The sequence below is a fragment of the Vibrio sp. RE88 genome, assembly GCF_013113835.1.
Taxonomy (GTDB): Bacteria; Pseudomonadota; Gammaproteobacteria; order Enterobacterales; family Vibrionaceae; genus Vibrio.
Map to the genome: position 1 here is coordinate 110,157 of NZ_VTYQ01000001.1, position 22,853 is coordinate 133,009.

A 22,853-nucleotide genomic window follows, 5' to 3' on the forward strand; every position below is an offset into this window, starting at 1 on the left:
AGTTACCTCCGTTCTGTAGTGGCATCACAGCTCACCAGTCCTGTAGGGCACTTTTTGAATTGATAGGTGATGACCAGATGCGTATCGCCAGCGCTCAATTGCAAAGGCGTGGATAACGTGAACTCAAGCTGACCGTCGTCTTGAAGATAAATACCACTGGCGAGCAAGGTATCGCCTTCACCATTCGCATCGGTATCTTGATAAAGCGCGACTAGACTTAAATCAGTTTGCTCATTCAGATCACCCGACGAGGATATTTGTAAGCTATCCAATTGGGTTCCTGCCAAACTGGCTGTGACTTTCAACCGCAATACCACTTGTTCTTGGTCGTTACGACTAAAGGTATTGGCGTTATTACTCACCACCGCGATGCTGACTTCTGGCGTCGTCGAAGCGACAGCGATACCACCTGGGTCGCTGACAATACCATTGACCTTACCATCGGCGTCATTAGGGCCACCATCTTCAATCGTGAGCTGAATGCAGTCATCCCCTTGATTCAAACCGCTTTTGAAACTGGCATTACCCGGCGCGGGACAGTCGTCACTCACACTCGCCGCACTGGCAAGCGAGTTATTTGCATCTTCGACAAACGTAAACCACCCTTTTGATTCAATGTACTTACGATAAATCGCGTTTGCGGGAATAGCAGAGCTCAGCCGCAGTACAATCTGCGCGGAAGCGGCCAGTCGAAGTTGCTGCACTTCAAAGTCAAACAAGCCGCTTGGATACTGATAATCCCCATCCTGCTGCTGAGTGCTGAGGTTGTAATGGTCGACAATGTTATCCATCGACACACCGATGTAATCTTGACCATTGACGTAGGGAACATCGCCCAGAACAAACAATAAGCCAGTCTCGGTGTAAGCCAAATGATGGACAGAATCTGAATAAATTTGTGATGAGTTTTGGATTGGGTCAAGGTAATCGGGAATGCCATTTCCGTTACTGTCGCCGAAGCCTTCGCTGAGATCATCATTCCCATCGCCATCACTGTCTATTAACGCGCTCAGGCTAGGTAGTGCTGAACGAACGCTAATTTCTCTGCTAATAGTGACGGTGGTTCCGACGGGATCCGTGACCACAACACTCACCTCATGATTTCCGACGTGTCCCTGAGGGTCAAAGCTGAAGGTTTCACTGTTGAGGCCTTCACTAGGATCAAGTTCAACGTTTGTTTGGCTCCAGACAAAACTATAACCCGCAGTGCTACTCGCACTGTCCACTTGGGCCCTTAGCACCGCTGTTCCTTGATCCGCAAAAAATACAGAAACTGAGCTGCTTCCCTGACTCAGGACAATACGTGAACTCAAGGCTGCATCATCCAAAATGGCGAAGCTGACGCTCACATCATTCGCTGCTTCATAGTTGGTATCTCCTGACTGACTCGCGACGATAGTACATACACCTGAAGCAACGAGCGTCACCACGGCATTGGTCACCGTGCATACGGCGGATGTTGAGGAAGTGAAGCTGACGGACAACCCAGAGGTTGCGGTCGCGCTGATTGCCAGAGTGCTGGCTGATAAAGCCTGAGGGCTGATTGCTGCAAAGTTGATAGTCTGGTTGGTTTTATCAGCATTGTCTCCGATGCCGTCTCCATCGGTGTCTTTGGTTTCCGAAGCATCTAATGGAAAGGCATCATTAACGTCATCAACGCCGTCACCATCATCGTCTGTATCGGCGTTGTTCCCTATTCCATCTCCATCCGTATCGAGAGCTTCTGAAGCATCGAGTGGGAAAGCATCACTGCTGTCATCAACACCATCACCGTCATCGTCTGTATCGGCGTTGTTGCCCGTACCGTCGCCATCCGTATCGAGGGTTTCTGAGGCATCGAGTGGGAAAGCGTCGCTGCTGTCATTGACGCCATCGCCGTCATCGTCTGTATCGGCGCTGTTCCCTGTTCCATCTCCATCTGTATCGAGAGTTTCTGAAGCATCGAGTGGGAAAGCGTCACTACTGTCATTGACACCGTCGCCATCGTCGTCTGTATCAACGAGATCACTGATGCCATCACCATCGGTATCAAGGTCGTTAATCAGCTTTACAAACAGCGCCTGCTCGGTGGTATCCGTCATCTCTGCATAGCCCGCAAACACGATATCATTGTCACTGTCCAGCACCATATCTCTGGTAATGAACCTATCGTTACCCGGGTCGAGTTTGACCTGACCATTGTCACCAAAGTAGGTATCTAAGCTCCCGTCACTCTTCAAGCGCGCAACATGAAGATCACCATTTGAGTCATAGCCGGAAACAACAATGCGCCCATCGCTGCTTTTCGCGAGATCGACCGTTTGCAGCGTCTGATTGAGCGTCTGTATCCCCCCGTCACCAAAGCTTTCGGCGATATCTCCGTCCTCGTTCATAGCGATGATTTGCGACGCTGAGTTGGCCATAAGAATTTTATTATCAGCGGTGCCTAACATGGTTTGAATGGTGCCAAACACGCTAGGATTAAGGCCCGTGACACCTAAATGAACAAAACTGGTATCGACACTGCCGTCTGTTTTGTTTATTCGAACCAGATAGCGAGAACCATTGTTTTGCTGAAGAATGGTAAACAGATAGTTAGCCGTTTCAGCAACCGCCACTGACGTCACGGCGAAAAAGCTCGTTGGTCGTACATCCGCAGAGCCAGCAGTACCAAAGCTGGTATCCACCGTCAGGTCACTTTTAAAACGAGTGAAGTAAATCGTTGAGATGGGCACGCTGCCATTGGTACTACCTACCATAAAGCCGCCATCACTGAGTGGAAGTATCCCAATCGGAAACTGAGCTGGCAGCGTATAAATACCAGAAGAAAAGGCACTGGTCAGGCTGCCGGTCGAGTCGATATTGACCAACCTAGCTTCAGAGGAGTTACCTTCCCGGCCTATCGCCACATAGCTACCATCATTGGCAACGAACACATCGCCGAGAATTTCATTACAGCCAGTTGTGCAGGAAGCGGAACTGAATTGAAGCTTGCCGTCACCATCAAAGGTTGTATTTAGCGTTCCGTCTGAGTTGACCGAGATAACCGTGCCAAACTGACCACTGAATCCCCCAGCATTATTCTCGTTTTGACCCGCTGCAATAATGCCATCCGTCGACGTGACATCCACGCCATGTTGGTAGGTATAATCTTCATTCGCTTCTGTGGGAGTGACCAACCACCCCTGACTGTTAAAGCTCAGATCCCAGTCACCTGCATCATTCGTATCCGCGTTGTTCCCTGTGCCATCACCATCGACGTCAAAGGACTCACTGGCGTCATTGACGAATGCATCCAACTGGTCGATCACGCCATCTCCGTCGGTATCATTGTCAATGTAAAATGACAGTGTGACCCGATTGGCGGCGTTATTGTTACTGTCACCCGCTTGGTCAGCGTAGACCATACACAGACCACTGGTCACAAAGCTCAAAGTGGTGCCAGAAACCGTACAGACACTGGTCGTATTCGACCCAAATGTGACGCTTAAATTGGCAGTGGTCACCGCCGATAATGTTAATGAACTATTGGCTAAATTTTGCGGGCCAGGATTAGGAAAGAGAATACTTTGTGTATCTTTCGCTATCGTGGTTGACTGCGAAACATCTGGCGCTGGGTCGTAAGTGCCATCACCTGCCTGTGAAGCAACAATTGTACAGGTTCCGGTCGCGCCAATCGCAACATAAGGGCCTGAAATCGTACAGACAGAGGGCGTAGAGGAGGCAAAACTGACCGTTAAACCAGAGGTTGCCGTTGCGTTGATCGCAAATCGTGTATCCCCCACGTCATAGCTACCCGTCAGCGTAAAATCTATTGTTTGACTGAGCCCTGCCATGGCACATAGAGGTAAGAGATAAAGGCTAACTCCTAAGCTGAAATTTCGCCTTTTTCTGCACCTGCCCATCATCCACCAAATCCCTGTATTCTCTGGATACGGAATACATAGCTAATGCCTTACAATTAGCTAGCTCGCTTTCCTTCCACTTAACGACTTATCTATCAATAATAGTCAATAAACAGGGCTGGCATTTAATTTGGAGGTTTTTGAAATAGGGTCGTTTTTATCCGTTGCTTGGCGATTGAGCACTTGGAATGGCTTTAACATTCAGCTCATTAGGTAAGTGATCTTTATTGGTGTAAATACGTTCAAAATGAGCAAGAGGCGCAACCTTGATCGCAGTAGTGCGCTCCCATTTAGTGGCATCCGCCACCAGCCAAGTTTGGCGACTGTTGCGCATGATGGATTGAGACAAATCCGATTCTAACTGCTCGTGCTCCATTGCGAAGTGACTGCTTGTCACCGATGCGCAGCCGCATAGGCCGATATCGGCTTCAAAGCCCTCGAAGAAGTGAACCACACTGCTCCCCACCAGATCTTGATGCTCACGGCGAAACAGGCCGCCGGCAAGGTAGACTTCAATGTTCTGATTGGCTTCTAAGATTTTCGCGACTTGCAGGTTATTGGTAACGACGCGCAAGGTAGTTTTCCCCAATAGAAACTGAGCAATGCGCGTAACCGTAGTTCCAATACCAATCATCACGGTCGCACCATCTGGAATCGCTTCCGCGACCGCCATGGCGATGTCATCTTTGGTGGTCGACTCCACCTCTGAACGAAAGCGATAGCTGGTGTTTGTTAAGGTAGCAGGCAAACTGATCCCACCGTGAACTCGACGCGCTAGCCCTTGCTCGCACAAATTGTTTACATCGCGCCGAATGGTTTGCGTGGTCACTGAAAACAACTCGGCCAACTGGTCGATCTGAACATCCTGATCCACTTTAAGGGTCGCGAGAATCTGTTTTTGGCGTTGGTTCAGTTCCATAGTTCCTACTAAAATTCGTTTGGCTTATCCGTGATGATGTAATCCACACCCAAATCGTAAAACGCTTGTGCTTTGTCTGGTGCATTCAACGTCCAAACCTTTAACACCAAACCCGCGTTTTTAATCGACTTCGCAATCTTAGCATCAAGAATTTTGTGATCAATGTGGATGCTGAACAAGTCCAAGTCTTGCAACGACTCTAGGCTAAAATCATTCCACACTTCGCAGATGAATCCACGTCTTACTTCTGGTATCTGCGCTTGGCAAATGGCCAGTGCCTCTTTGCTAAAACTTGATAAAAGCAGCTTATCCAACGGGTAGTTTTTCTGCTTCACTACCTTAACTACTTGCTCGACCAGAGTGTCGATAGTTTTGTCATCGTAGGTTTTCAACTCAAGGTTCAGCGTGAGCCCGAGTTCGACACATTTATCCAACGCCTCTTCGAGAGTGGGAATGGATACTCCTTCGAACGATGCACCGAACCAACTCCCTGCATCGAGTGCTTTAAGCGCCTTAGTATCAAGGTCTGATACTTTACCTTTGCCGTTGGTACAACGATCAACCGTCTTATCGTGAATGATAACTGGAACGTTGTCGGCGCTGAGTTGGGTGTCGATTTCTACCCATAGGGCACCTGACTGAGCAGCGTATTCAATGCTCACCAAAGTATTCTCTGGTGCTAACGATGCTGCACCGCGATGGCCTGTAATCATAGTGTACTCTCAATGTTCATTTGAAAACCAAGCGACAATAGATTGGTTTTATTACAGTTTTATTATTTATAACGATCTATCCTTTAATTTAGCTGAAAAACGACATCAGCGGCAATGGCTGATGTTGCTAAACAATTGTGAGATCTCATTCAAAATATGTTCATATTAATAATGAAAATGTTCATATGAGTGTAATAATTCACTCGCATACTCTACAAATATTACATATCACTCTCTGATTTTTATAAAACAGCCATCAATAAGGTACTGACAAATGAAAAAGCTATTAGGTGCGGTAATTACAGCGGCAGCGCTACTTTTAGTAGGTTGTGGTGAATCGAAAAAGCCTGAAGCTGAGGCGACTGCTGATCCAATCAACATCAACATGAGCCTGGTATTTACGCAAAATGAGTTACTGACCAAGGAACTCATTAAGGCGACAGACAAAATCCGTGAACGTACTGACGGTTCAGTGAACATCAAAGTATTCCCAGGCGGGCAGCTACCTGTATACAAAGATAACTTAGAGCAGGTTGTGAACGGTGCAAACTGGATCGCGGTCGAAGATTTAACCTACCTAGGTGACTACGTGCCAGACTTCGCGGCGCTTGCCGGGCCAATGCTTTACAACACATACGATGAATACCTAGCAATGATGGACACAGAGTTTGTCGCTGGGCTAAAAGCGAAAGCAGAAGAAAAAGGCATTAAAGTACTGAATGCAGATTACATGTTCGGCTTCCGCCACATGATCACCAACAAAGAGATCGTGAACTCTGCAGATATGAAAGGCATGCGTATTCGCGTACCACAGAGCCAACTGTTCATTAGCACGCTATCTGCAATGGGCGCAGCACCAGCTTCTCTGCCATTCCCAGAAACTTACGCGGGTGTTCAGCAAGGTGTGGTTGACGGTCTGGAAGGTTCTATTCTGACGATGTACTCGACTAAGATCTATGAAGTCGCGAAGAACATGTCACTCACCAAGCACTTCCTTGGCACAGTCGGCATCTATATTTCTCCTAAGTTATGGGACAAGTTCACTCCAGAGCAGCAGCAAATCATTAACGAAGAGCTGGAAGCGGGCGCGATTTCAAACACCTCTGAGCTGGTCAAGCTAGATACGGAATATACCCAAAAGCTGGAAGAACTTGGCGTAACGTTTAACGAAGTCAACTCTGAAGAGTTCAACCAGCTAACGGCTGATGTCTACAACCAGTTCCCTGAATGGAGCGAAGGCATCCACGCTAAGATCATGCAAGAGCTAGAAACGATTCGTGCGGCTCAATAACTCACAAAACACTAACTAACCTAGATGCGGCTTGATGTTTTTCAGGCCGCATTGTTCGTAAATTATCTATGGTTAGTAGGTAATTTACCGGAGAAGATTTTTTGTTTTTACTAAGAAATATTGAAGAGATCCTCGCTTCGATTGCTATTTCAATCACAGTACTGGTTGTGATTGTGAACGTGGTTTTACGTTACGGGTTTGGCTTTGTCGTCCCTTGGAGCGAAGAGCTGTCTGTGATCTGCTTTATCTGGGCGGTGTACTTAGGTATCAGCTCTTGTTACAAGCACAAGCTGCATATGGGCGTCGACGTCATGGTCGCTATGCTGCCAAGCAAAGCGAAACCTGCATTTAAGCTCGGTGTATCCGTGTTCTTACTGGCCCTCAATATCTTGATGGCGATTCTGAGCTATCAATACCTGATGCTTTCTAACAAAGTTACGCCTGTAATGGGCCTGTCGTACTTCGCCATTAACGGCGTACTGGTACTTTGTTTTGTTCTTATGGCTATTCACACAGTGAAGTTCATTGTGGATGACGTCGCGTTACTTAAGCGTTCACATAAATAGGTTCTGTCGATGGAAAGCTATCTGCCAATCATCATTCTATTTGTCCTTTTTCTGCTCAATATTCCCATTGCTTTTTCACTGATCGCCTCATCGATGGTCTACTTCTTATTCATCAATGACTCGATTCCCGTGAGCTTGGTTATGCAGCGTTTCATCAGCTCCGCTGAATCTTTTCCGCTGTTAGCGATACCGTTTTTCATTATGGTCGGCTCGGTCATGAACTACGCCGGGATCAGCCGAAGCCTACTGGCCTTTGCGGACTCTATGATTGGTCACAAAACAGGTGGCCTGGCACAGGTTAACGTGGCATTAAGCACTCTAATGGGCGGCATCTCAGGTTCTGCCAACGCTGATGCTGCGATGCAGTCGAAAATACTGGCGCCAGAAATGACTAAACGCGGTTATGACCTACCCTTTACCGCAGCAGTAACCGCAGCTTCTTCAAGCATCAGCCCAGTGATTCCGCCGGGTATCAACCTGATCATTTTTGCGTTGCTCGCCAATGTTTCTGTTCACCAGATGTTTATTGCAGGTTATGTACCTGCGCTTCTGATGGCGGCTTCACTGATGCTGACCATCGCGTTTATCGCCCGCAAACGTAAGTACAAACCGTCTCGTTCGGAGCCTGCAACAGCGAAAGAGCGTTTCCATTACTTCCTGAAAGCTGTGCCTGCATTATTGATTCCTTTCGGCATCATTTTGGGAATGCGCTTTGGCTTATTTACACCGACAGAGGCAGGAGCGATTGCGGTTCTACTCTGCATCATCATTGGCGCATTTGTGTATCGCGAGCTTGGCTTTAAGCATATTCCAATGATCATGCGTGAAACGGTTCAAGGTACCAGTAGCGTCATGTTCATCATTATTGGTGCCATGGTGTTTGGCTACTACATGACGCTGGAACAAATCCCACACAATGTGGCCTCAGCACTGATTGAACTGACAGACAACAAACTGGTATTGCTGCTACTCATTAACGCTCTGCTGTTAGTTGTTGGGATGTTTATTGAAGGTGGCGCGGCGATGATCATCCTCACGCCATTGCTACTGCCAGCCGTACTGAACTTGGGCGTCAACCCAGTTCACTTCGGCATCATTGTCATTGTAAATATCATGATTGGGGGTGTGACACCGCCATTTGGTTCAATGATGTTCACCGTATGTTCCATCCTAAAGGTACGTATGGTTGATTTTGTACGAGAAGTGGCGCCACTACTGTTGGCGCTACTTACGGTGTTGATGCTGCTGACTTTCTCAGAAAGCTTAGTGATGTTTTTGCCGAATTTACTTTAACACGATGTATTGAAAGAATTTTGAGGTGTAGAAATGAATTCGGTAACGAATGATTTAAACCAAAACTGGAAACAGGTCGACTGGGTACTGACGGATGTCGATGACACCCTAACTTGGGAAGGCCGTTTGCCGCCAGAGACCTTAATCGCGCTACAAAAATTAAGAGACTCAGGCAAGAAGGTAGTCGCTGTAACTGGCGCTTGTGCGGGTTGGTGTGACCATATTGCCCAGCTTTGGCCTGTGGATGCCGTATTAGGTGAAAACGGCGCGTTTATTATGGAAAAGAAGGAGGGCTATCTTACCCTGCGCTCTGGTGTTCCGCTGGAAGCTATCCGCGACGACCAAACAAAGCTAAAAGCGCAGGTTGAAGACATCCTACGTGACTACCCAGATTTGTCACTGACGCTGGATCAATCCTATCGCTTGTGTGAAGTGGCGATTGATATCGGCCAGAACCGCCCCCGTGTAGACGAAGCCGTGATCGAAGAAATTGTCGCTAAGATTCATGCTTTAGGTGCCCACGCCACCGCCAGCTCGATTCACATTAATGCATGGTATGGCGAGCACTCGAAAAAGGCCACAGCAACAGCATTCCTTACCGAGAAAGGCCTGTCTAGCCAAGAGATCACAACGCGCGCCTGTTATGTCGGTGACTCAATGAACGACCAGCACATGTTTGAAATTATGCCAAACAGTGTTGGGGTTGCGAATATTAAGCACTATTGGGATCGCTTGGCGTTTCACCCTTCGGTCCTAATGACGGAGTCAGGTGGCTACGGTTTTGCCGAATTCACACAAAAGCTGCTCGCCATAAAATAGTCAAACATAGGCAGCTAAATGAACAAAAAGCGCTGACCTTATGTCAGCGCTTTTTAATTCTACTAAACTAGGTGAATCCGCGCGGTTCTCAGGTGCTCTTTACAACTCCTGCATCAGTTGGATGTAGTTACCACACGTATCGTCCAACACCGCAATCATAACGGGCCCTGCCTCTCGGGGTGCTATTGAAAACTGGACACCTAAATCCACTAGCCTTTGGTGTTCTTTATTAATGTCTTCCACAGCAAATGAAGTCCAAGGTATTCCCGCTTCCTTTAATGCGTTTTGATACTGCTTCGCGGGCGCAAAAGCCATAGGCTCTAACAACAGCTCAACACCTGACTGCTCTTGTGGAGACACAACAGTCAACCATTTATGCTCACCTAAAGGTACTTCTGTTTTTTTGATAAACCCTAAGATATTGGTATAGAAATCCAATGCTTTTTCCTGATCATCAACAGGAACACTCGTTAAACAAATTTTGATCACTTATATAGCCCTTTTCAGTGATGGAATAAGTACAAGATAGCCAAAACACCGAACAAAAACTTATTCCAGATTGCTTTTATGACGTTTTTGAAAATCTCTAGGGGAATAGCCCGTGCATTTTTTAAACACGCTAGAGAAAGTCGTTAAGCTTTCATAGCCAACCGAAAAACACGTATCCGTCATTGAGTGGCCTTCTCTAAGCAAAGTTTTAGCTCTCGAAATCCGCATATCTCTTAGATAGCTTCGAGGGGTAACACCATAGATTTGCTTGAAGATCCGCACGTAGTGAAAGCGTGACATAAGCGCCGCTTTAGCCAAATCATTTAGGTCTATTTTTTTGAAATAGTGTTGCTCCATGAACACTTTGGATTGCCTAACCAGCACGTACTGTTTGGGTCTCAGCGGTAACTCGCTATACAGGCGATCAAGCTCTTGTTCATAGAATGTCTTCGGCATAATTTCAACGCGTTGGAAGAGAAACATACGTTGATTTTAACACGCTAAGTTCAGCTGTGAGGTAGCCAATACTTAACTGTCGAACCACAGTTTTTGTAGCGATAAAATCCCAGCACTGTCCATTTCTAATCCGTGTAGAGAATTTGACACATCATAGCTTTCTGAGTCACGCCACAGAGGCACAAAGACACCATTTTGAATCAGCCAATCCTCACATCGATGGAGTTCACTAAGGAACTCCTCCTCGCTATCACTCACCATCATCAGTTGATCAACAATGGAGAGAAACGCTTGTTGTTGCCGAGCGGATAAACAAGAACTGAATACGGAGCTGCACAAAAGCCATTTGTAGTAACCAAAAACACTGTTCTTAGGGAACACATAGCCCCCAAGCTCGATATCAAACCATGTGCTTTTTGATTGCTCGACCGAGATAACTTCAAATTCCAACCCTTGCTGTCGAAGATACTCAAGCAATTGAAGCCTAGATGCGGTCTTCCCCGAAATACACACTCGCAATGGCCGACTTGGCTTAGCTTGGTTGGGGTGATATAGGAAGACACTTTTGTTTTGATGATAACCCGTTATCGAATTTGCTTGTGACAAAAATTCGTTTTCCCCGCTACGACAGAACTCTCGCGCTTGGTGAAAGATCCACGCCTTTTCATCCATCGACAGCTCTGACTGGTGATGTTGAAATTCCAGTACGTCACAGCCTGTTTGCAAAGCGATCTTATCGGCTCCAGCTTGTGGAGACGCCGGACACCTATGATGCACGATATGGCCTTGAACATTACTATCAACGCCGTCACTGGTCCAAAACTCCGCACGCTCAATAAACCCTCCTGTTGCGAAGTAATTTGGATTTTTAGTCAATACCCAGTGATGTTCAGAGCTCGATAACAGCATAAAAGGTCCCGTTCCATGCGGTATGCTATGAGCGCTAGTATCCAGATAGATGGCGGAATGCCCTTCTGACAGCAAATGTAGGATCGATTCATGCCTCTGAGACAGCTTAATCACAACCCATAGCCCCTCGGCCACCACTTCCAATACATGGCGATACAGAATTTGGTAAGTGTGTGACTTAGCGACTCGCTCCTCAATACATTTCGCCACATGGTGAGCTGTCAGTTTTTCACCATTATGAAAACAAACATCGGGACGCAATCGGAGCCAAAGCTCATCCCCTCTGAATTCGTAATGATGCGCTAGATGAGGTCTTACCCTTCCTGTCTCACTGTCATACCTGAGCAAAGTGTCGTACATGGCCTCCAAATACAGTTGTGAGTTAGCTCTGTACGCCCACAAAGGATGTAAAATCGGAAGAGAATAAGGAACTAAGGTCACTAGGGTGTTCAGGTTTTTGAGACTTTCTTGTGCCTGGGTTAACCAGTTGGGTAACTGCTTACGAAATGTTTCTGCGTAGCCAAAGTAATCAGCATACCTCGCTGCTTCACTTAGGCTCCCCTTTTTGCAATGCTGTTCAAGCACATGCATCAACGCCGAATCAAAACTCTCCAGTAGAATGATTTCAGACTTATTGCCACGCCCTCTCCCCGGCTGCCAAGATATCCAGCCTATATTCGCTAAGGTTTTCATCAACTTAGCAATATTACGTTCAGAGCAGCTAAGTTGTCCTGCCAAAGTTTGAACGTCCGTTTTCTCAGCGCTATTCAGAGGGTAATAGCGACTTAGTTGCTGTAAGCGCTGTAAATGAATCTGAGTGATAAAAGATGAACTCCGATTTTCTACCATATCATTATTACTTCCTGTTTATTTAACAATAATAACCAGCAGAGACAAAGAGAGCAGGAGACGTTTTTATGGACCCTTTAGGCTATACACTTTACACCTTGAATGGGAAGGAATATTTAGTCAACCCAGACGTGAAGCATCCCATTGTTTGCCATTCACACCGGCCCTCAACGCGTACGCAGTTATTAAGTGTCTTCTTCGTCGGTGTGTTGGTTGGGATGTTATTCTGATTGAGCGCAATAAACTGGAAGAAATCGAAAGCCATGGATTGGCTGAGGCAGGTCAAATTGGACGCTTTTACAGAGCTTTCAGTCGTTGATACAAAAAGGGAGAGACTTCTCCCTCTCTAACAATCGTACTTACTGATGCGCGCTCACCAAACGTTTATGAAGGTCATCCTTCATCACCGCGCGATCATGTTTCATCTTATGCATTTCTTCATCACTGAGTGGAGAATCCATCAGTTCAAGCTTGCGGATTTCTTTATCCAACGAGTCATAGGACTTCATCTCAGACAGAAAGCTGTCATCCATTTTGGCCAATGCACGAATGGTATCTTTGTATTGCGGGAATTCGCTTAATAGAGAGTGATCTTCACCTAGCATAACAACCCCTTTGTTTATCTTGGTGGATTTTACTGGTTAAATTTCATACAAACATAGCACCATTATGTGTCCATATTTGAGATCCAAATCGACAACTTCACTCTGAGAGCCAATTCTGACGGAATCTTAACTTTTCCTTCTTAAACCCTTTGTTCATCGGTCGCGCCGAAAATTCCCTGACTCTGCCCAATTAGTCACACCTCGATTCCAGTAGCGTTTGTAGGGATCAATCAAACCAGAATACATGGAGTCAAACATGAAAGAACTCACCTTATCCTCGTCGGTTGGAATTGGCGCGGACAACACACCTGATGATGTACTCAACGTACAAAAAGCCCTTAATCAATTGAGCGAAAAAATTGGCCTGACCGCACCACTTAAAGAAGATGGTGTCATCAGCTCAGAGCTTGGCCAATCGCCGACGTGTCAGGCGATCGCCGCTATGCAGAAAACAATTCTGGGTTTTCATAACCCTGATAGCCGTATCGATGCCAACGGCAAAAGCCACCGCACACTCAACAAAGAGCTGAGCGAAGGTCAAAATGCACTCAGCTCGTTATTCTTGCCAGCGATTGAACCTATCAAAGGGCTGACTGACGATGACTACAATGACGCAGCCGACTCCCTTGGCTGCGAAGTCGCTGCGATCAAAGCCGTCTCAGATGTTGAATCATCAGGCAGTGGTTTTTTTGAATCTGGCGCGCCTTGCATCTTGTTTGAAGCACACCAGTTCTCCAAATACAGTGGCCATCAATTTGATGACTCACACCCTAACATCTCTTCCCCAAAATGGGATCGCTCACTCTATGTGGGTGGTGAAAAAGAGTATGACCGCCTGAAGCAAGCCATCGACTTAGATAGAACCGCCGCTCTGAAATCCGCTTCCTTCGGCCGTTACCAAATCATGGGCTTTAACCATCAGGCAGCAGGTTATGACGATGTCGAAACCTTCGTTCGCGACATGTTCTTTGCTGAGCGTCACCACCTGATGGCTTTCGTGAATTTCATCAAATCAAACTCGAAACTGCACGAGGCGATCCAAGCACTCGACTGGCCGACCTTCGCCCGTTACTACAACGGCCCTGGCTACGCAGAAAACCGCTATGACGAAAGACTGGAGTCCGCCTACCAGACTCACTCAGCTTAAACGGCTTGCGCAGGGCAACCTGCGCAACATTCATTCAGGCGAAGAAAGGAGTCTATTCATGAACAACGTCCAATCTACAACTATCGCCCAATCCTACGACGATTATTATCGCATCGGCCTGTATACCTCTCGCTATCCAAAAGCCAATATCCGAGTTCTCAACACGCTCTTTCAGCACGCGCAATTTCTCGCTCAGGACTCATTAGCACTGGACTACGGATGCGGAAACGGCCGCTATAGCTATCCGATCCTCAAACAGACCAACTTGCACCTCTATGGCTTCGATATCAGTGAAATCGCCGTCCAACAAGCGAAGCAAGCAACACAACCATTCTCCGAGCGCGTCGACTGGTTCAGCGACCAAAATCAGCTTCATCAACACGTTGAAGACCGAGATGAGAAGTTCCAGCTAGGCATGCTTCTTTTCGGTGTCATGAGCCATATACGAGAACAGAAAGAACGCGCTAAGCTACTGAAATGGTTTTACAAACACATGAAGTCCGATGGATCACTGATCTTATCCGTGCCCAATCGACGACGGCGTTTTCTCACACTGCAATGGCGACAGAGAAATCAACAGAACTTGCCCGGAGATATTCAGTACCAACGCTTTCAATCAGGCCGAAAAATCCCTCTTTTTTATCATCTTTACACTGTAAACGAGATCAGAGCAGAGCTGATTGAAGCAGGGTTTGACATCGAAAAAGTCACTGCAGAAAGCATTTTTCCAGAGCGTTTTGTCATTCAGAACCCCGCCATGGCCTTTTTAGATAACCTGCTGTGTAATCTCCTACCCGCTTCGCTGGGTTACGGCCTACTGGTGGTCGCAAGGAGGCGTGCATGACTCGTTTCTTTACCCTCCTTATAGGTTGTTACCTATTGTTACCCAGCGTTCAGGCGCAAGATCTGCTGAGCAAAATTAAACAATCTGGACGGATTGTTATCGGCGTTAAAGCCGATTACCCACCTTGGGGAATGCTGGACAGCAACAATCAACCTGCTGGTTTTGAACCCGATTTGGCGCAAATGATCGGCCATGCGCTCAATGCAGAAGTGGAATTCAAAACCGTCACCAGTGCCAATCGTTTTCAAAAGCTAAACGAAGGGCAAGTAGACATGTTGATTGCAACGGTCGGTGACTCCATGCAACGTCGACAGCGTGTCCGTATGATCACGCCTCACTATTTTCGCAGTGGTGTCACCGCTCTGACTCACAAATCGAACAGTGTCGAAAAGTGGACTGACTTAATCGGCAAGCCGGTCTGCCTGACCGCTGGAGCCTATTTTAATAAGTCACTGGTACAGAATTATCGCATCAAACCGATCATTCTGATGAGCAACCGCGACTCAAAACTGGCACTGTTAACCAACAAATGTCAGGCATGGGCTTACGACAGCGGCATTCTGTTCCATTTATCGAATCAGAAAGAGTGGAGTGATTATAGCGTTGATGTAGAGACCATTATGCCAATCCACTGGTCGATGGTGACTCGCAAAGATACGGCATCACAGTCTTTAGCAAACTGGTTGTCTCGTTTTATCGCCAGCCGCATCAGAGATGGTCGTCTGAAGAGTCTCGCCCAACAATGGCAGCTGCCAGAACAGGATTACCTTGCTCAGCAACACAAAAACTGGAACTCAGTGGATGAGAATGGCGATGCCGTGTGTCAGGCGGATAGCGACAAAGTCAGCAAGAAAAAACTCTGCTTTGATACCGTCATTTCGCTAGGGCAACAAGGAGATAAACAGTTTTGGCCTTTTGACCAGTTCGATACCGAGCGGCTGATTCAATCTATGCTTCACACTGCTCTGTTTACTGTGGTTGCGATCTTAACCGCCATCGCTCTGGCGTTAGGCTTTACTCAAATGACGATGAGTAGCAAAAACTGGGTCGCCAAACCCATCGCGTTTCTCACTCATCTGCAAAGCTCGATTCCACCCATTTTGATGCTCTACCTGATTTACTTCGGCGCGCTGTCTTTTTGGAACGAACACGGCCAACACTGGCTATTGAGCGGGGCCAGTGTCGCCTGGCTGGTACTGGCGCTGTACACCGCTTCTGGTATCAACAACCTAGTCACCGCAGATGTGACATCACGGCTTTCCTTAACTCAGCGCTATCTTCATCACAGTGCTGGGGTCAAAGCTAACTTGGTCAACCTTGCCAAGGCTGCCGGTATGGCGAGTGTTATTGCTTCGCCTAATGCGGTTCTGGTGGTCAACACCTTAGTATCCAGTTCAGGCTACCCCGTTCTGCTCATGACACTTCTGGCTCTGTTTTATTACCTTGAGGTACTGCTGTTTGCCTATCTCCTCGGCAAGCTGTTCACCCGCTATTCCGATTATCTGAAAAGACAAACATCGCCCGACATCAACAACAAAGGAGCGTTGCAATGATTTTATCGGACATGACTTTATGGCTGTCGCTTACCTACTCCTTCAGCCTCAATATTCTTATTGCTATATCAGCGATGACGATAGGTTTTCCTATCGGAGCTCTGCTGAGTCGCGGCACCAATCACACTCAAGCACCAATCAAGTGGCTGGCAAAAGGAGCTCAGTCTCTGCTGTGTAACGTCCCCAGTTTTGTGATGCTGTTTTATCTTGCACTGATCGTCCCCTCACGCTGGGAAATGATGGGCTTTGAAATGTACGTACCCGCGCTCGGTAAAGCCATTATCGCTCTGGCGATCCCTGTTATGGGTTACAGCTGTGATTTAGCCACACAAAAGCGCACCAACGGTAAGTCCTTCTCGCTATCAGCAGTGAATCAGTTTTTTCTGGTGATCTTGATGGCCTCCACCACAGCATCGGCCATCGGCGTGGATGAAATACTGGCGACGGCAAACTCTTACATTGCGTCTTCCGGTCAAGCCGATGCGATATTGCCGATTTACACCATGGTGGCTTGCTTTTTCATCGTCAGCGGCGCTTTGTGTCAGAGCTTTTTGAAGACCTTTATCACGCTCACTGAAAAGCGCCAAAATCGGCATATTGAAGCGGGAGACGAATCATGATCAAACCTTCCGAACTTCAGTATTACCATTTGCGCTGGATTGCAGCGCTTATCTGGTCTGTTGCGGCTTTTATCACCATCACGCTTTACCAATTACACGCAGATGTTGATACTGACATTCGCCATCACTTGGTCGAACAGAGCCAAGCCGCGACTCAAGCCATCAACAAGCGCTTAGCGGAGTTATCGCAGAAAACGGAACTGTTAGCGGCGGCAATCAACCAAAAGCAACGCGATGATAAAGAACTGCGCCACTTGATCACTCAGTCAGTCATGACAACCCAAGGAGCGCACCGAGGTGGTGTGGCCTTTCGTAAGAACCGTTATTCGGATCCTGCGAATCCTTTGTATTCGCCCTACTTTCAGAGAAACGGAGACAATCGCCAAAGCCAGCAGATTTCTGAACGTTACGACTACACCTTGCCTGACAGGATGAACAACGGTCCGCGGACTTTTTGGTTTCATCAGCCGATGTCAAAAGGCAGTATGTGGATGGAGCCGTACTTTGGCACCACGGCCAATACCTGGCTGGCTGAATTCATCGTGCCCTTTGAGTCCAATTATGACGGGCAAATGAACAATGGTTTTGACGGTATCGTCTTCCTCAACTTCTCGCTCAATAGCCTGACCAAGCAAGTCTTGAATCTCGGTCTTGGTAGCCAAGGCTTTGGCATGCTGATTTCACGCACAGGTCAGATATTAGCCTACCCGAACAAGTCGGTTCTCGGCAAAGACATATACAGCTTGGACCCGACCGAGTACCCGCTGCTTGCTTCTATTTCGGAGCAGCTGACTAAGGGGGATCTGTCCACTTTTTCTCATCCGGTCACTGGGCGTGAGGAGTGGATGGTACTGAGTAATATCGAAGGGCTCGACGCTCAGCTTGGGCTCATCATCGACGCCGATGAACTCAGAACATCGACTGCATCTCACGCTGGGTATCAAGATCTGATTTGGTTTCTCAGTATTGCCGGTTTAATCATTTTTGTCGCTTCACTGCGTTTTCCCGATGCGTCGCGCGCCAAATTAAGACGCCTGTTTACTGTCTTGTCACTGTGCCTGTTGTCCTACCTGCTCCTGCTTTGGTATCAGGCTTTAGCACCCAAACCACTCAGCAAAGGCGAAGCTCTATTGGTCAATGAAGAAAGCGCGTACCTCGCTTGGCAAGCCCAATATCCACCGGGGAAAAAAGCCTCTTCGGAGCACATTCATCAGATCAACTTAACCGTTGAGTCACTTGATTTAGTTGAAGCGGATCAGGTCAGTATTGTCGGCAAAATCATCACCTCTGATCAGGCAACCGATGAGCCGCCACTGCACATCAATAATTCACTCGATACCTCTTGGTCTCTGATTCGGGAGAGTGAAGGATTCCAGCTGTGGCAGTTTGTCGCTCTCATCAAACAACCTTTTGATTACGAGTCTTTTCCGTTCGATCGTGAAGTCATTGAACTGACAATGATTCCGAGGCCAGACTCGGGCTACCTGATGCTGGTTCCGGAGTTTGACAGCTACCCTTCCATGCGACCCGAAGACTTACCCGGTATCAGAATGGCTGAACATGATTTTGGCAGCTGGAAGCTACTACAAAGTTACTTTAGCTATCAAACTGACAAGCTCTACAATGGCCATCAAACCGTCAATTTGAAGTACAACATGGTCATACAAAGGAGTATTACGGGGCCTTTGATCAGCCATATCATGCCACTGCTGGTCGTGAGCTTTCTTACTTATTGTATGTTGCTTCTTTGGACCAAGGACGAAAAGCAGCAAGCGCTGTGGGGCTTTAACACTGCCACCGTTCTCCAATATTGTGCTTCGCTATTTTTCATCTTGGTCATTGCGCATGTCGCACTTCGTGAGGAGCTGAATGCTCAAGGCGTTATCTTTATCGAGTACTTCTATTTCCTCGCTTACCTGCAGATTATTTTCACCTCCATCGGCGCTCTGGCGTACACCACGGAGATGAAAATACACGCGTTAGAATATCAACAAGGGCTGAGAGTCAAACAGTGGTACTGGCCACTACTCCTCATGCTTTCGCTGATTATTACCCTGCTGTTTATCGAAAAATAACCGAGCGTCGATTAGCGGCAATTCTGGTCAGGAATCCCCGAGTATCTTTCGGGGATTTCGCTACATTGGACACGTTAAATACCTCAATCAACAAGGAGTGACACGTGTCAGTGAATACCCAATACATTCAGCAGGAAGTGCTTAAGATCCTCAACCAAATGGCGTTACCAGAAAAGCTATCGAAAGAGGAGATGGACGAGTGTTGGCAACAACTTAACCAGCTTCAAGTACTGAGTCAGGTAGAGATTTCATCTCTAGACTTTAAAGGGACAACCTCACCTCTGGATGAGTCGATCACGATTAGAAATCGCGGCGATATGACTGCCGACATCGGTGGTTGGCATATACAGGCAGGTTCGCCAGATCAGCAATATATCTTCCCAGAACATACCTTCCTGTCGCCGTTTGAGTACATCAAAATTGATACATCTGGTAAGTCGGAGCACAGTTTTGGTTCCAATCAGCCCGTGTGGAATAACCGAGGCGACCTTGGCACTTTGGTCAACCACCACGGCCAAACGGTTTCAAGCTTCATTTATGGCGATAAAGCTCACCCCCATGCCATCATCAGCCACGTCAATTATGACGGTAAAGAGTTTCGCAGCGAAGGCGATGAGTACGTCGAGATTCACAACACGTCAGAGTATACGGTCGACCTTAGCCAGTGGCGTTTAGAAGCACTGCTCAATGACAATTGCTTTGTGTTTCCTGAAGACACTCAGTTGGCGCCGCTCACTTCCTTACGCGTTTTTACCAACAAAGCGTCGCTTGAAGATAACGAATACAGCTTTAATAGCCCTACAGCGCTTTGGAACAACGACGGTGGCGGCTGCAAGCTGATTGATTATCAGGACAGAGAAGTCTCCAGCTATAACTATTAATCGAAGGAGATAGCCGTTGGCGAGTGATTCATTAGTAAAATCGCGGACTCACGAATCGATCCCTGAGTCTGATTTACAGCAACTGATCCGTGAAGGTATTCAGCTACTGCAATACGTTGCTCGCCACGGTGATCTCACTATTGATCCAGAGATTGCCCAGGGAATATATCGCGCCAAATATCGTATTGATACTCGACACTGGAGCGTAGAAGATGAAACCTTGCTGCTGCAATGTTACGACCGTTTAGCCAAGCAGGTATACCCAGTGACGGTCGAGAGTATCAAAGCCGTCGTGCCTGACACTAAAGACGGCAAGCTTGAATTACCAGGCGCCTCAAGGGTAATAACCTGGTATCGGCGCTACACCGTATTAACCCTGATTTTCCTGCTCATTGTGCAGATGTACTACTTATTTGGCTACGCACTGACACAAAACCTTCTCACCTCTGTGGGGTCAACGGACGCCCTCAATTCTCCTATGCCCCCAGATATGGAAGCCAATTACCAGCTGCTGCGAAACTGGAACCACATCTGGCTAGGCGGACGTAACATACCATTGGATGCCGAAAGGACCGCTAATGAAGATTCACCCGTCGAATATTCCGCTAACCTGATCGCCGCTCAGTCGGTATTGCAAATGCTACAAAACTACATTCTACCGCTGATGTATGGCCTGCTTGGTGCTTTTATCTTTGTCCTGCGAAGCCTGCTGCAACAGGTGCGTACTCTGACGTATACCGCGAGTAGAGAGGTCGGCTATCGACTGCGCCTCACTCTGGGCTGTTTAGCGGGGATGATAACCGGATGGTTACTCAAGCCGGAAATGGGCGACATGGCACTTTCCCCAATGGCGCTGGCCTTTATCGCAGGTTACAGCATTGAGGTTCTGTTTACTTTGCTTGATCGTCTGATTGATGGGATTCGTCGTCAGCCTGACTCTGCTCCTGAGGCTTCTTCAACGGGGCGAGCGCCTGATTAGCCATCGTCGGTGCCTGCTCAACAAACGTTTTGACCAACTTAGCGACCAGTTCGAGAGACTCTTTCTGGAGTGATTCCAGCTTATCCATTCCTTGAAGTACACCGGTGACTTTCTGGTGTACTTTGACCTTCTGCTTCACTTGCTCCGGCGTCATCTTCAGTTTTTGCAATTTCGGCTTGTAGGCTTTTTTGACCAATTTAAGCGCATCGATTAAATCCGACATAGCATTTCCTTGCTAATTTTTCCTGCTTTTAACTTATCACTCAACAAGGAATAATCACGGCCAAATAACCCAATTATTCAGCCAATTAGCCTGAGCTACTTACCCTCTTTTCAAGTCATCATGGAGTGAAACCCGAAAAATAAGGACACATAATGAAAACTCGTTACCTCGGCTGGATCGCCGCCTGTTTGATATTACTGAGTGGCTGTACGTTGCGCTTGGTGGCTCCCTACGATCCTCAAACCGTTCAGCAGGCACAAAGTATCGAACGCGATATCGAATACCTCTACCTGAGCATGCAGGCGCTGCCTGAAAGTGAACGCCTCTACGCGAGATTCACCGAACAGTACCTCAAGATAGACGTGAGCGTGCGTGGATTAGAGCGCAGACAGGCAAGGCGAGAGCAAAACCAAGAGACCTTAACGCAGGCTCAAACACTAGTGCAATTCTGGCAGCAGGACATGAAAACTCATCAGCAAAAGCAAACCTTGTCAGATTTTCTCATCAAGCGTCGCTTAGATCAGTACAAACGGCTTATTGATGCGTTAATTCGTGGTGAACTCGCCAAACAATAATTCATTCAAGGAGCAGAAAGATGACGGAAAGCATAGATAACATCATTGAACAAATTACTAGCCAAATTGAAGACTCACCGATTAAGAACCTGCTGACCAGTGCGCTGACAGTCACACTGGATAAGCAAAAGGCTACCTTACAAGAGCTGATAGAAGCTAGAAACAACGGTGATTTAACCAATGAAGATTTTGAGCTTGAGATATTACGTGAAAAGCAAATTGCTGAGGCCGAAATGCTGACGTGGCAAATCAGCGCTAAATCCGAAGTGCAGAAAATCGTTAATAAAACCTTTAGCACACTAGTCGATACGCTGGTGTAACTGTTTCTGGCGGGAGCCTCCCGCCAATCTTGCTCATAAGGGGGAAGCATGGGCAAATATCGACGCCGCAGAGTCGTATGGGTTCCTCGTGGCTACCGACTCAAATCCCGCTATCGCAAAGCTAACAAAACTCAACCGGTAGAAGCGACTGTGCAGGAAGAGTCCGTTTTTTCGTCACCGGAAGAGTCGGAAAATACACCACCCGTTTCCCAGGCTAACCAAGATTCACCTTCACCAAAAGAACCACTCATGCAAGAGACGGCAGAAGTAACAAGCACGACCAACACCGAAAGCAAACTGGCGGAATTTGACGCCGGCTTTAACCCTTATCAAACCTATGTGCAGGATCTGGCGCGCTGCCTGACCAGCATGCCTAAAAGTGTGTTTACGGCCAGCTCGGAAGAGAAACCAGAGGTGCCTAGCGATGCCAACCATGTAGAAGAACCTGTCGACCACCTAAAAAAGCCATCAGAGCCCGTGCGCCCAAAATCTGGTAGTGAACGCCTCAGGCTCGAGCCAAACGCTTTACCACAAGACGATTCCAAGCCCAAAGCCAAGACTCAAACAACCAAAATCAACTGGTCTCAGCCTTCAAGCTATCAGGGCCATTCAAGTTACCCGTATCAGTTTAAGTTTGTGGCCAATGGCACATCAGATCATAAGCAGGAACCTGCAATACCAGAAGAAGATAAGCATGGCTTTCAACATGCTGAAAATAAAAGACAAACGGTGGAGAATTCCGCTCACTCAAAGCCTCAAAGTGCATTTCGACAACCTAATCTTCGCTGGCTCACGGGCGTGCGTTCCTGCATGCGTGCAACGGATCGTCAATAACCCCAAAAG

Annotated in this window: 22 protein-coding genes; 14 read left to right on the plus strand and 8 right to left on the minus strand. The window is 47.4% G+C overall.

Going from position 1 to position 22,853, the window contains the following annotated elements; all coding sequences use genetic code 11:
- Window positions 1-2: 2 nt before the first annotated feature.
- From F0265_RS24545 to F0265_RS00525, 3 genes are all read right to left on the minus strand, one after another.
- Window positions 3-3,815: a choice-of-anchor U domain-containing protein gene (locus F0265_RS24545; protein ID WP_253809261.1), complete on the minus strand. Its 3,813-nt coding sequence runs from the start codon at window positions 3,813-3,815 to the stop codon at window positions 3-5.
- Window positions 3,816-4,041: 226 nt separating this feature from the next.
- On the minus strand, window positions 4,042-4,803 hold the full coding sequence (locus F0265_RS00520) for a DeoR/GlpR family DNA-binding transcription regulator (protein WP_171747348.1): 762 nt from the start codon (window positions 4,801-4,803) through the stop codon (window positions 4,042-4,044).
- 8 nt (window positions 4,804-4,811) lie between these two features.
- Window positions 4,812-5,516 carry a glycerophosphodiester phosphodiesterase family protein gene (locus F0265_RS00525; RefSeq protein WP_171747349.1) on the minus strand — a complete coding sequence of 235 codons (705 nt, stop codon included), beginning with the start codon at window positions 5,514-5,516 and terminating at the stop codon, window positions 4,812-4,814.
- A gap of 274 nt (window positions 5,517-5,790) precedes the next feature.
- Here F0265_RS00525 and F0265_RS00530 point away from each other — a divergent pair, with 274 nt between their 5' ends.
- The 4 genes from F0265_RS00530 to F0265_RS00545 all read left to right on the plus strand — a co-directional run bounded on the left by F0265_RS00530 (window position 5,791) and on the right by F0265_RS00545 (window position 9,485).
- On the plus strand, window positions 5,791-6,807 hold the full coding sequence (locus F0265_RS00530) for a C4-dicarboxylate TRAP transporter substrate-binding protein (protein WP_006960162.1): 1,017 nt from the start codon (window positions 5,791-5,793) through the stop codon (window positions 6,805-6,807).
- Between the two features lie 101 nt (window positions 6,808-6,908).
- Window positions 6,909-7,373: a TRAP transporter small permease gene (locus F0265_RS00535; RefSeq protein WP_019277198.1), complete on the plus strand. Its 465-nt coding sequence runs from the start codon at window positions 6,909-6,911 to the stop codon at window positions 7,371-7,373.
- 9 nt (window positions 7,374-7,382) lie between these two features.
- A complete protein-coding gene (locus tag F0265_RS00540; protein WP_006960159.1) occupies window positions 7,383-8,666 on the plus strand; it encodes a TRAP transporter large permease in 1,284 nt (427 codons plus the stop codon).
- Window positions 8,667-8,699: 33 nt separating this feature from the next.
- Window positions 8,700-9,485: an HAD-IIB family hydrolase gene (locus F0265_RS00545; RefSeq protein WP_171747350.1), complete on the plus strand. Its 786-nt coding sequence runs from the start codon at window positions 8,700-8,702 to the stop codon at window positions 9,483-9,485.
- A 99-nt stretch (window positions 9,486-9,584) separates the two neighbouring features.
- Here F0265_RS00545 and F0265_RS00550 read toward each other — a convergent pair whose 3' ends face one another.
- The 4 genes from F0265_RS00550 to F0265_RS00565 all read right to left on the minus strand — a co-directional run bounded on the left by F0265_RS00550 (window position 9,585) and on the right by F0265_RS00565 (window position 12,793).
- Window positions 9,585-9,974, minus strand: a complete 390-nt coding sequence (locus F0265_RS00550) for a VOC family protein (RefSeq protein WP_333001905.1) — start codon at window positions 9,972-9,974, stop codon at window positions 9,585-9,587.
- 60 nt (window positions 9,975-10,034) lie between these two features.
- Complete coding sequence (locus tag F0265_RS00555; protein ID WP_171747351.1) at window positions 10,035-10,430, minus strand: helix-turn-helix transcriptional regulator; 396 nt, start codon at window positions 10,428-10,430, stop codon at window positions 10,035-10,037.
- A gap of 72 nt (window positions 10,431-10,502) precedes the next feature.
- Window positions 10,503-12,188, minus strand: coding sequence for an SgrR family transcriptional regulator (locus F0265_RS00560; protein ID WP_171747352.1), 1,686 nt, complete (start codon window positions 12,186-12,188; stop codon window positions 10,503-10,505).
- 359 nt (window positions 12,189-12,547) lie between these two features.
- Entirely contained in the window at window positions 12,548-12,793 is a 246-nt protein-coding gene (locus F0265_RS00565) for a DUF465 domain-containing protein (protein ID WP_021456120.1), read from the minus strand.
- 256 nt (window positions 12,794-13,049) lie between these two features.
- On the opposite strand from F0265_RS00565, the gene F0265_RS00570 reads away from it, so the two are divergent.
- The 7 genes from F0265_RS00570 (at window position 13,050) to F0265_RS00600 (ending at window position 20,892) form a co-directional block, all read left to right on the plus strand.
- Entirely contained in the window at window positions 13,050-13,940 is an 891-nt protein-coding gene (locus F0265_RS00570; protein ID WP_171747353.1) for an N-acetylmuramidase family protein, read from the plus strand.
- Window positions 13,941-13,998: 58 nt separating this feature from the next.
- Window positions 13,999-14,784 (plus strand): methyltransferase domain-containing protein, encoded by a 786-nt coding sequence (locus tag F0265_RS00575; protein ID WP_171747354.1) that lies wholly within the window; start codon window positions 13,999-14,001, stop codon window positions 14,782-14,784.
- The gene (locus F0265_RS00580) at window positions 14,781-16,337 is read left to right on the plus strand and encodes a transporter substrate-binding domain-containing protein (RefSeq protein ID WP_171747355.1); all 1,557 of its coding nucleotides are present in this window, start codon (window positions 14,781-14,783) and stop codon (window positions 16,335-16,337) included. Before F0265_RS00575 ends, F0265_RS00580 begins: the two co-directional genes overlap by 4 nt.
- Window positions 16,334-16,957 carry a hypothetical protein gene (locus tag F0265_RS00585; RefSeq protein ID WP_171747356.1) on the plus strand — a complete coding sequence of 208 codons (624 nt, stop codon included), beginning with the start codon at window positions 16,334-16,336 and terminating at the stop codon, window positions 16,955-16,957. Before F0265_RS00580 ends, F0265_RS00585 begins: the two co-directional genes overlap by 4 nt.
- Window positions 16,954-19,032 carry a hypothetical protein gene (locus tag F0265_RS00590; protein WP_171747357.1) on the plus strand — a complete coding sequence of 693 codons (2,079 nt, stop codon included), beginning with the start codon at window positions 16,954-16,956 and terminating at the stop codon, window positions 19,030-19,032. The genes F0265_RS00585 and F0265_RS00590 overlap by 4 nt, the downstream gene beginning before the upstream one ends.
- A gap of 104 nt (window positions 19,033-19,136) precedes the next feature.
- Window positions 19,137-19,913, plus strand: coding sequence for a lamin tail domain-containing protein (locus tag F0265_RS00595; protein WP_171747358.1), 777 nt, complete (start codon window positions 19,137-19,139; stop codon window positions 19,911-19,913).
- Between the two features lie 16 nt (window positions 19,914-19,929).
- Window positions 19,930-20,892 carry a hypothetical protein gene (locus F0265_RS00600; protein WP_019277209.1) on the plus strand — a complete coding sequence of 321 codons (963 nt, stop codon included), beginning with the start codon at window positions 19,930-19,932 and terminating at the stop codon, window positions 20,890-20,892.
- Here the strand turns inward: F0265_RS00600 and F0265_RS00605 are convergent.
- Window positions 20,804-21,115: a hypothetical protein gene (locus tag F0265_RS00605; protein WP_040122268.1), complete on the minus strand. Its 312-nt coding sequence runs from the start codon at window positions 21,113-21,115 to the stop codon at window positions 20,804-20,806. The genes F0265_RS00600 and F0265_RS00605 overlap by 89 nt on opposite strands.
- A 152-nt stretch (window positions 21,116-21,267) precedes the next feature.
- Here F0265_RS00605 and F0265_RS00610 point away from each other — a divergent pair, with 152 nt between their 5' ends.
- Genes F0265_RS00610 through F0265_RS00620 form a run of 3 tightly spaced genes read left to right on the plus strand, consistent with a single transcriptional unit; the run spans window position 21,268 to window position 22,844 of the window.
- Window positions 21,268-21,690, plus strand: a complete 423-nt coding sequence (locus F0265_RS00610; RefSeq protein WP_038157176.1) for a hypothetical protein — start codon at window positions 21,268-21,270, stop codon at window positions 21,688-21,690.
- 20 nt (window positions 21,691-21,710) lie between these two features.
- On the plus strand, window positions 21,711-22,010 hold the full coding sequence (locus F0265_RS00615) for a hypothetical protein (protein ID WP_006960134.1): 300 nt from the start codon (window positions 21,711-21,713) through the stop codon (window positions 22,008-22,010).
- A 48-nt stretch (window positions 22,011-22,058) separates the two neighbouring features.
- Window positions 22,059-22,844, plus strand: coding sequence for a hypothetical protein (locus F0265_RS00620; RefSeq protein WP_171747359.1), 786 nt, complete (start codon window positions 22,059-22,061; stop codon window positions 22,842-22,844).
- Window positions 22,845-22,853: the final 9 nt, after the last annotated feature.

Excerpts from the sequence above, each read along its gene's own strand:
- F0265_RS24545 (WP_253809261.1), bottom strand. The coding sequence starts at position 3,815 with ATGGCAGGGCTCAGTCAAACAATAGATTTTACGCTGACGGGTAGCTAT.
- F0265_RS00520 (WP_171747348.1), bottom strand. The coding sequence starts at position 4,803 with ATGGAACTGAACCAACGCCAAAAACAGATTCTCGCGACCCTTAAAGTG.
- F0265_RS00525 (WP_171747349.1), bottom strand. The coding sequence starts at position 5,516 with ATGATTACAGGCCATCGCGGTGCAGCATCGTTAGCACCAGAGAATACT.
- F0265_RS00530 (WP_006960162.1), top strand. The coding sequence starts at position 5,791 with ATGAAAAAGCTATTAGGTGCGGTAATTACAGCGGCAGCGCTACTTTTA.
- F0265_RS00540 (WP_006960159.1), top strand. The coding sequence starts at position 7,383 with ATGGAAAGCTATCTGCCAATCATCATTCTATTTGTCCTTTTTCTGCTC.
- F0265_RS00545 (WP_171747350.1), top strand. The coding sequence starts at position 8,700 with ATGAATTCGGTAACGAATGATTTAAACCAAAACTGGAAACAGGTCGAC.
- F0265_RS00555 (WP_171747351.1), bottom strand. The coding sequence starts at position 10,430 with ATGCCGAAGACATTCTATGAACAAGAGCTTGATCGCCTGTATAGCGAG.
- F0265_RS00560 (WP_171747352.1), bottom strand. The coding sequence starts at position 12,188 with ATGGTAGAAAATCGGAGTTCATCTTTTATCACTCAGATTCATTTACAG.
- F0265_RS00565 (WP_021456120.1), bottom strand. The coding sequence starts at position 12,793 with ATGCTAGGTGAAGATCACTCTCTATTAAGCGAATTCCCGCAATACAAA.
- F0265_RS00570 (WP_171747353.1), top strand. The coding sequence starts at position 13,050 with ATGAAAGAACTCACCTTATCCTCGTCGGTTGGAATTGGCGCGGACAAC.
- F0265_RS00575 (WP_171747354.1), top strand. The coding sequence starts at position 13,999 with ATGAACAACGTCCAATCTACAACTATCGCCCAATCCTACGACGATTAT.
- F0265_RS00580 (WP_171747355.1), top strand. The coding sequence starts at position 14,781 with ATGACTCGTTTCTTTACCCTCCTTATAGGTTGTTACCTATTGTTACCC.
- F0265_RS00585 (WP_171747356.1), top strand. The coding sequence starts at position 16,334 with ATGATTTTATCGGACATGACTTTATGGCTGTCGCTTACCTACTCCTTC.
- F0265_RS00590 (WP_171747357.1), top strand. The coding sequence starts at position 16,954 with ATGATCAAACCTTCCGAACTTCAGTATTACCATTTGCGCTGGATTGCA.
- F0265_RS00605 (WP_040122268.1), bottom strand. The coding sequence starts at position 21,115 with ATGTCGGATTTAATCGATGCGCTTAAATTGGTCAAAAAAGCCTACAAG.
- F0265_RS00610 (WP_038157176.1), top strand. The coding sequence starts at position 21,268 with ATGAAAACTCGTTACCTCGGCTGGATCGCCGCCTGTTTGATATTACTG.
- F0265_RS00615 (WP_006960134.1), top strand. The coding sequence starts at position 21,711 with ATGACGGAAAGCATAGATAACATCATTGAACAAATTACTAGCCAAATT.
- F0265_RS00620 (WP_171747359.1), top strand. The coding sequence starts at position 22,059 with ATGGGCAAATATCGACGCCGCAGAGTCGTATGGGTTCCTCGTGGCTAC.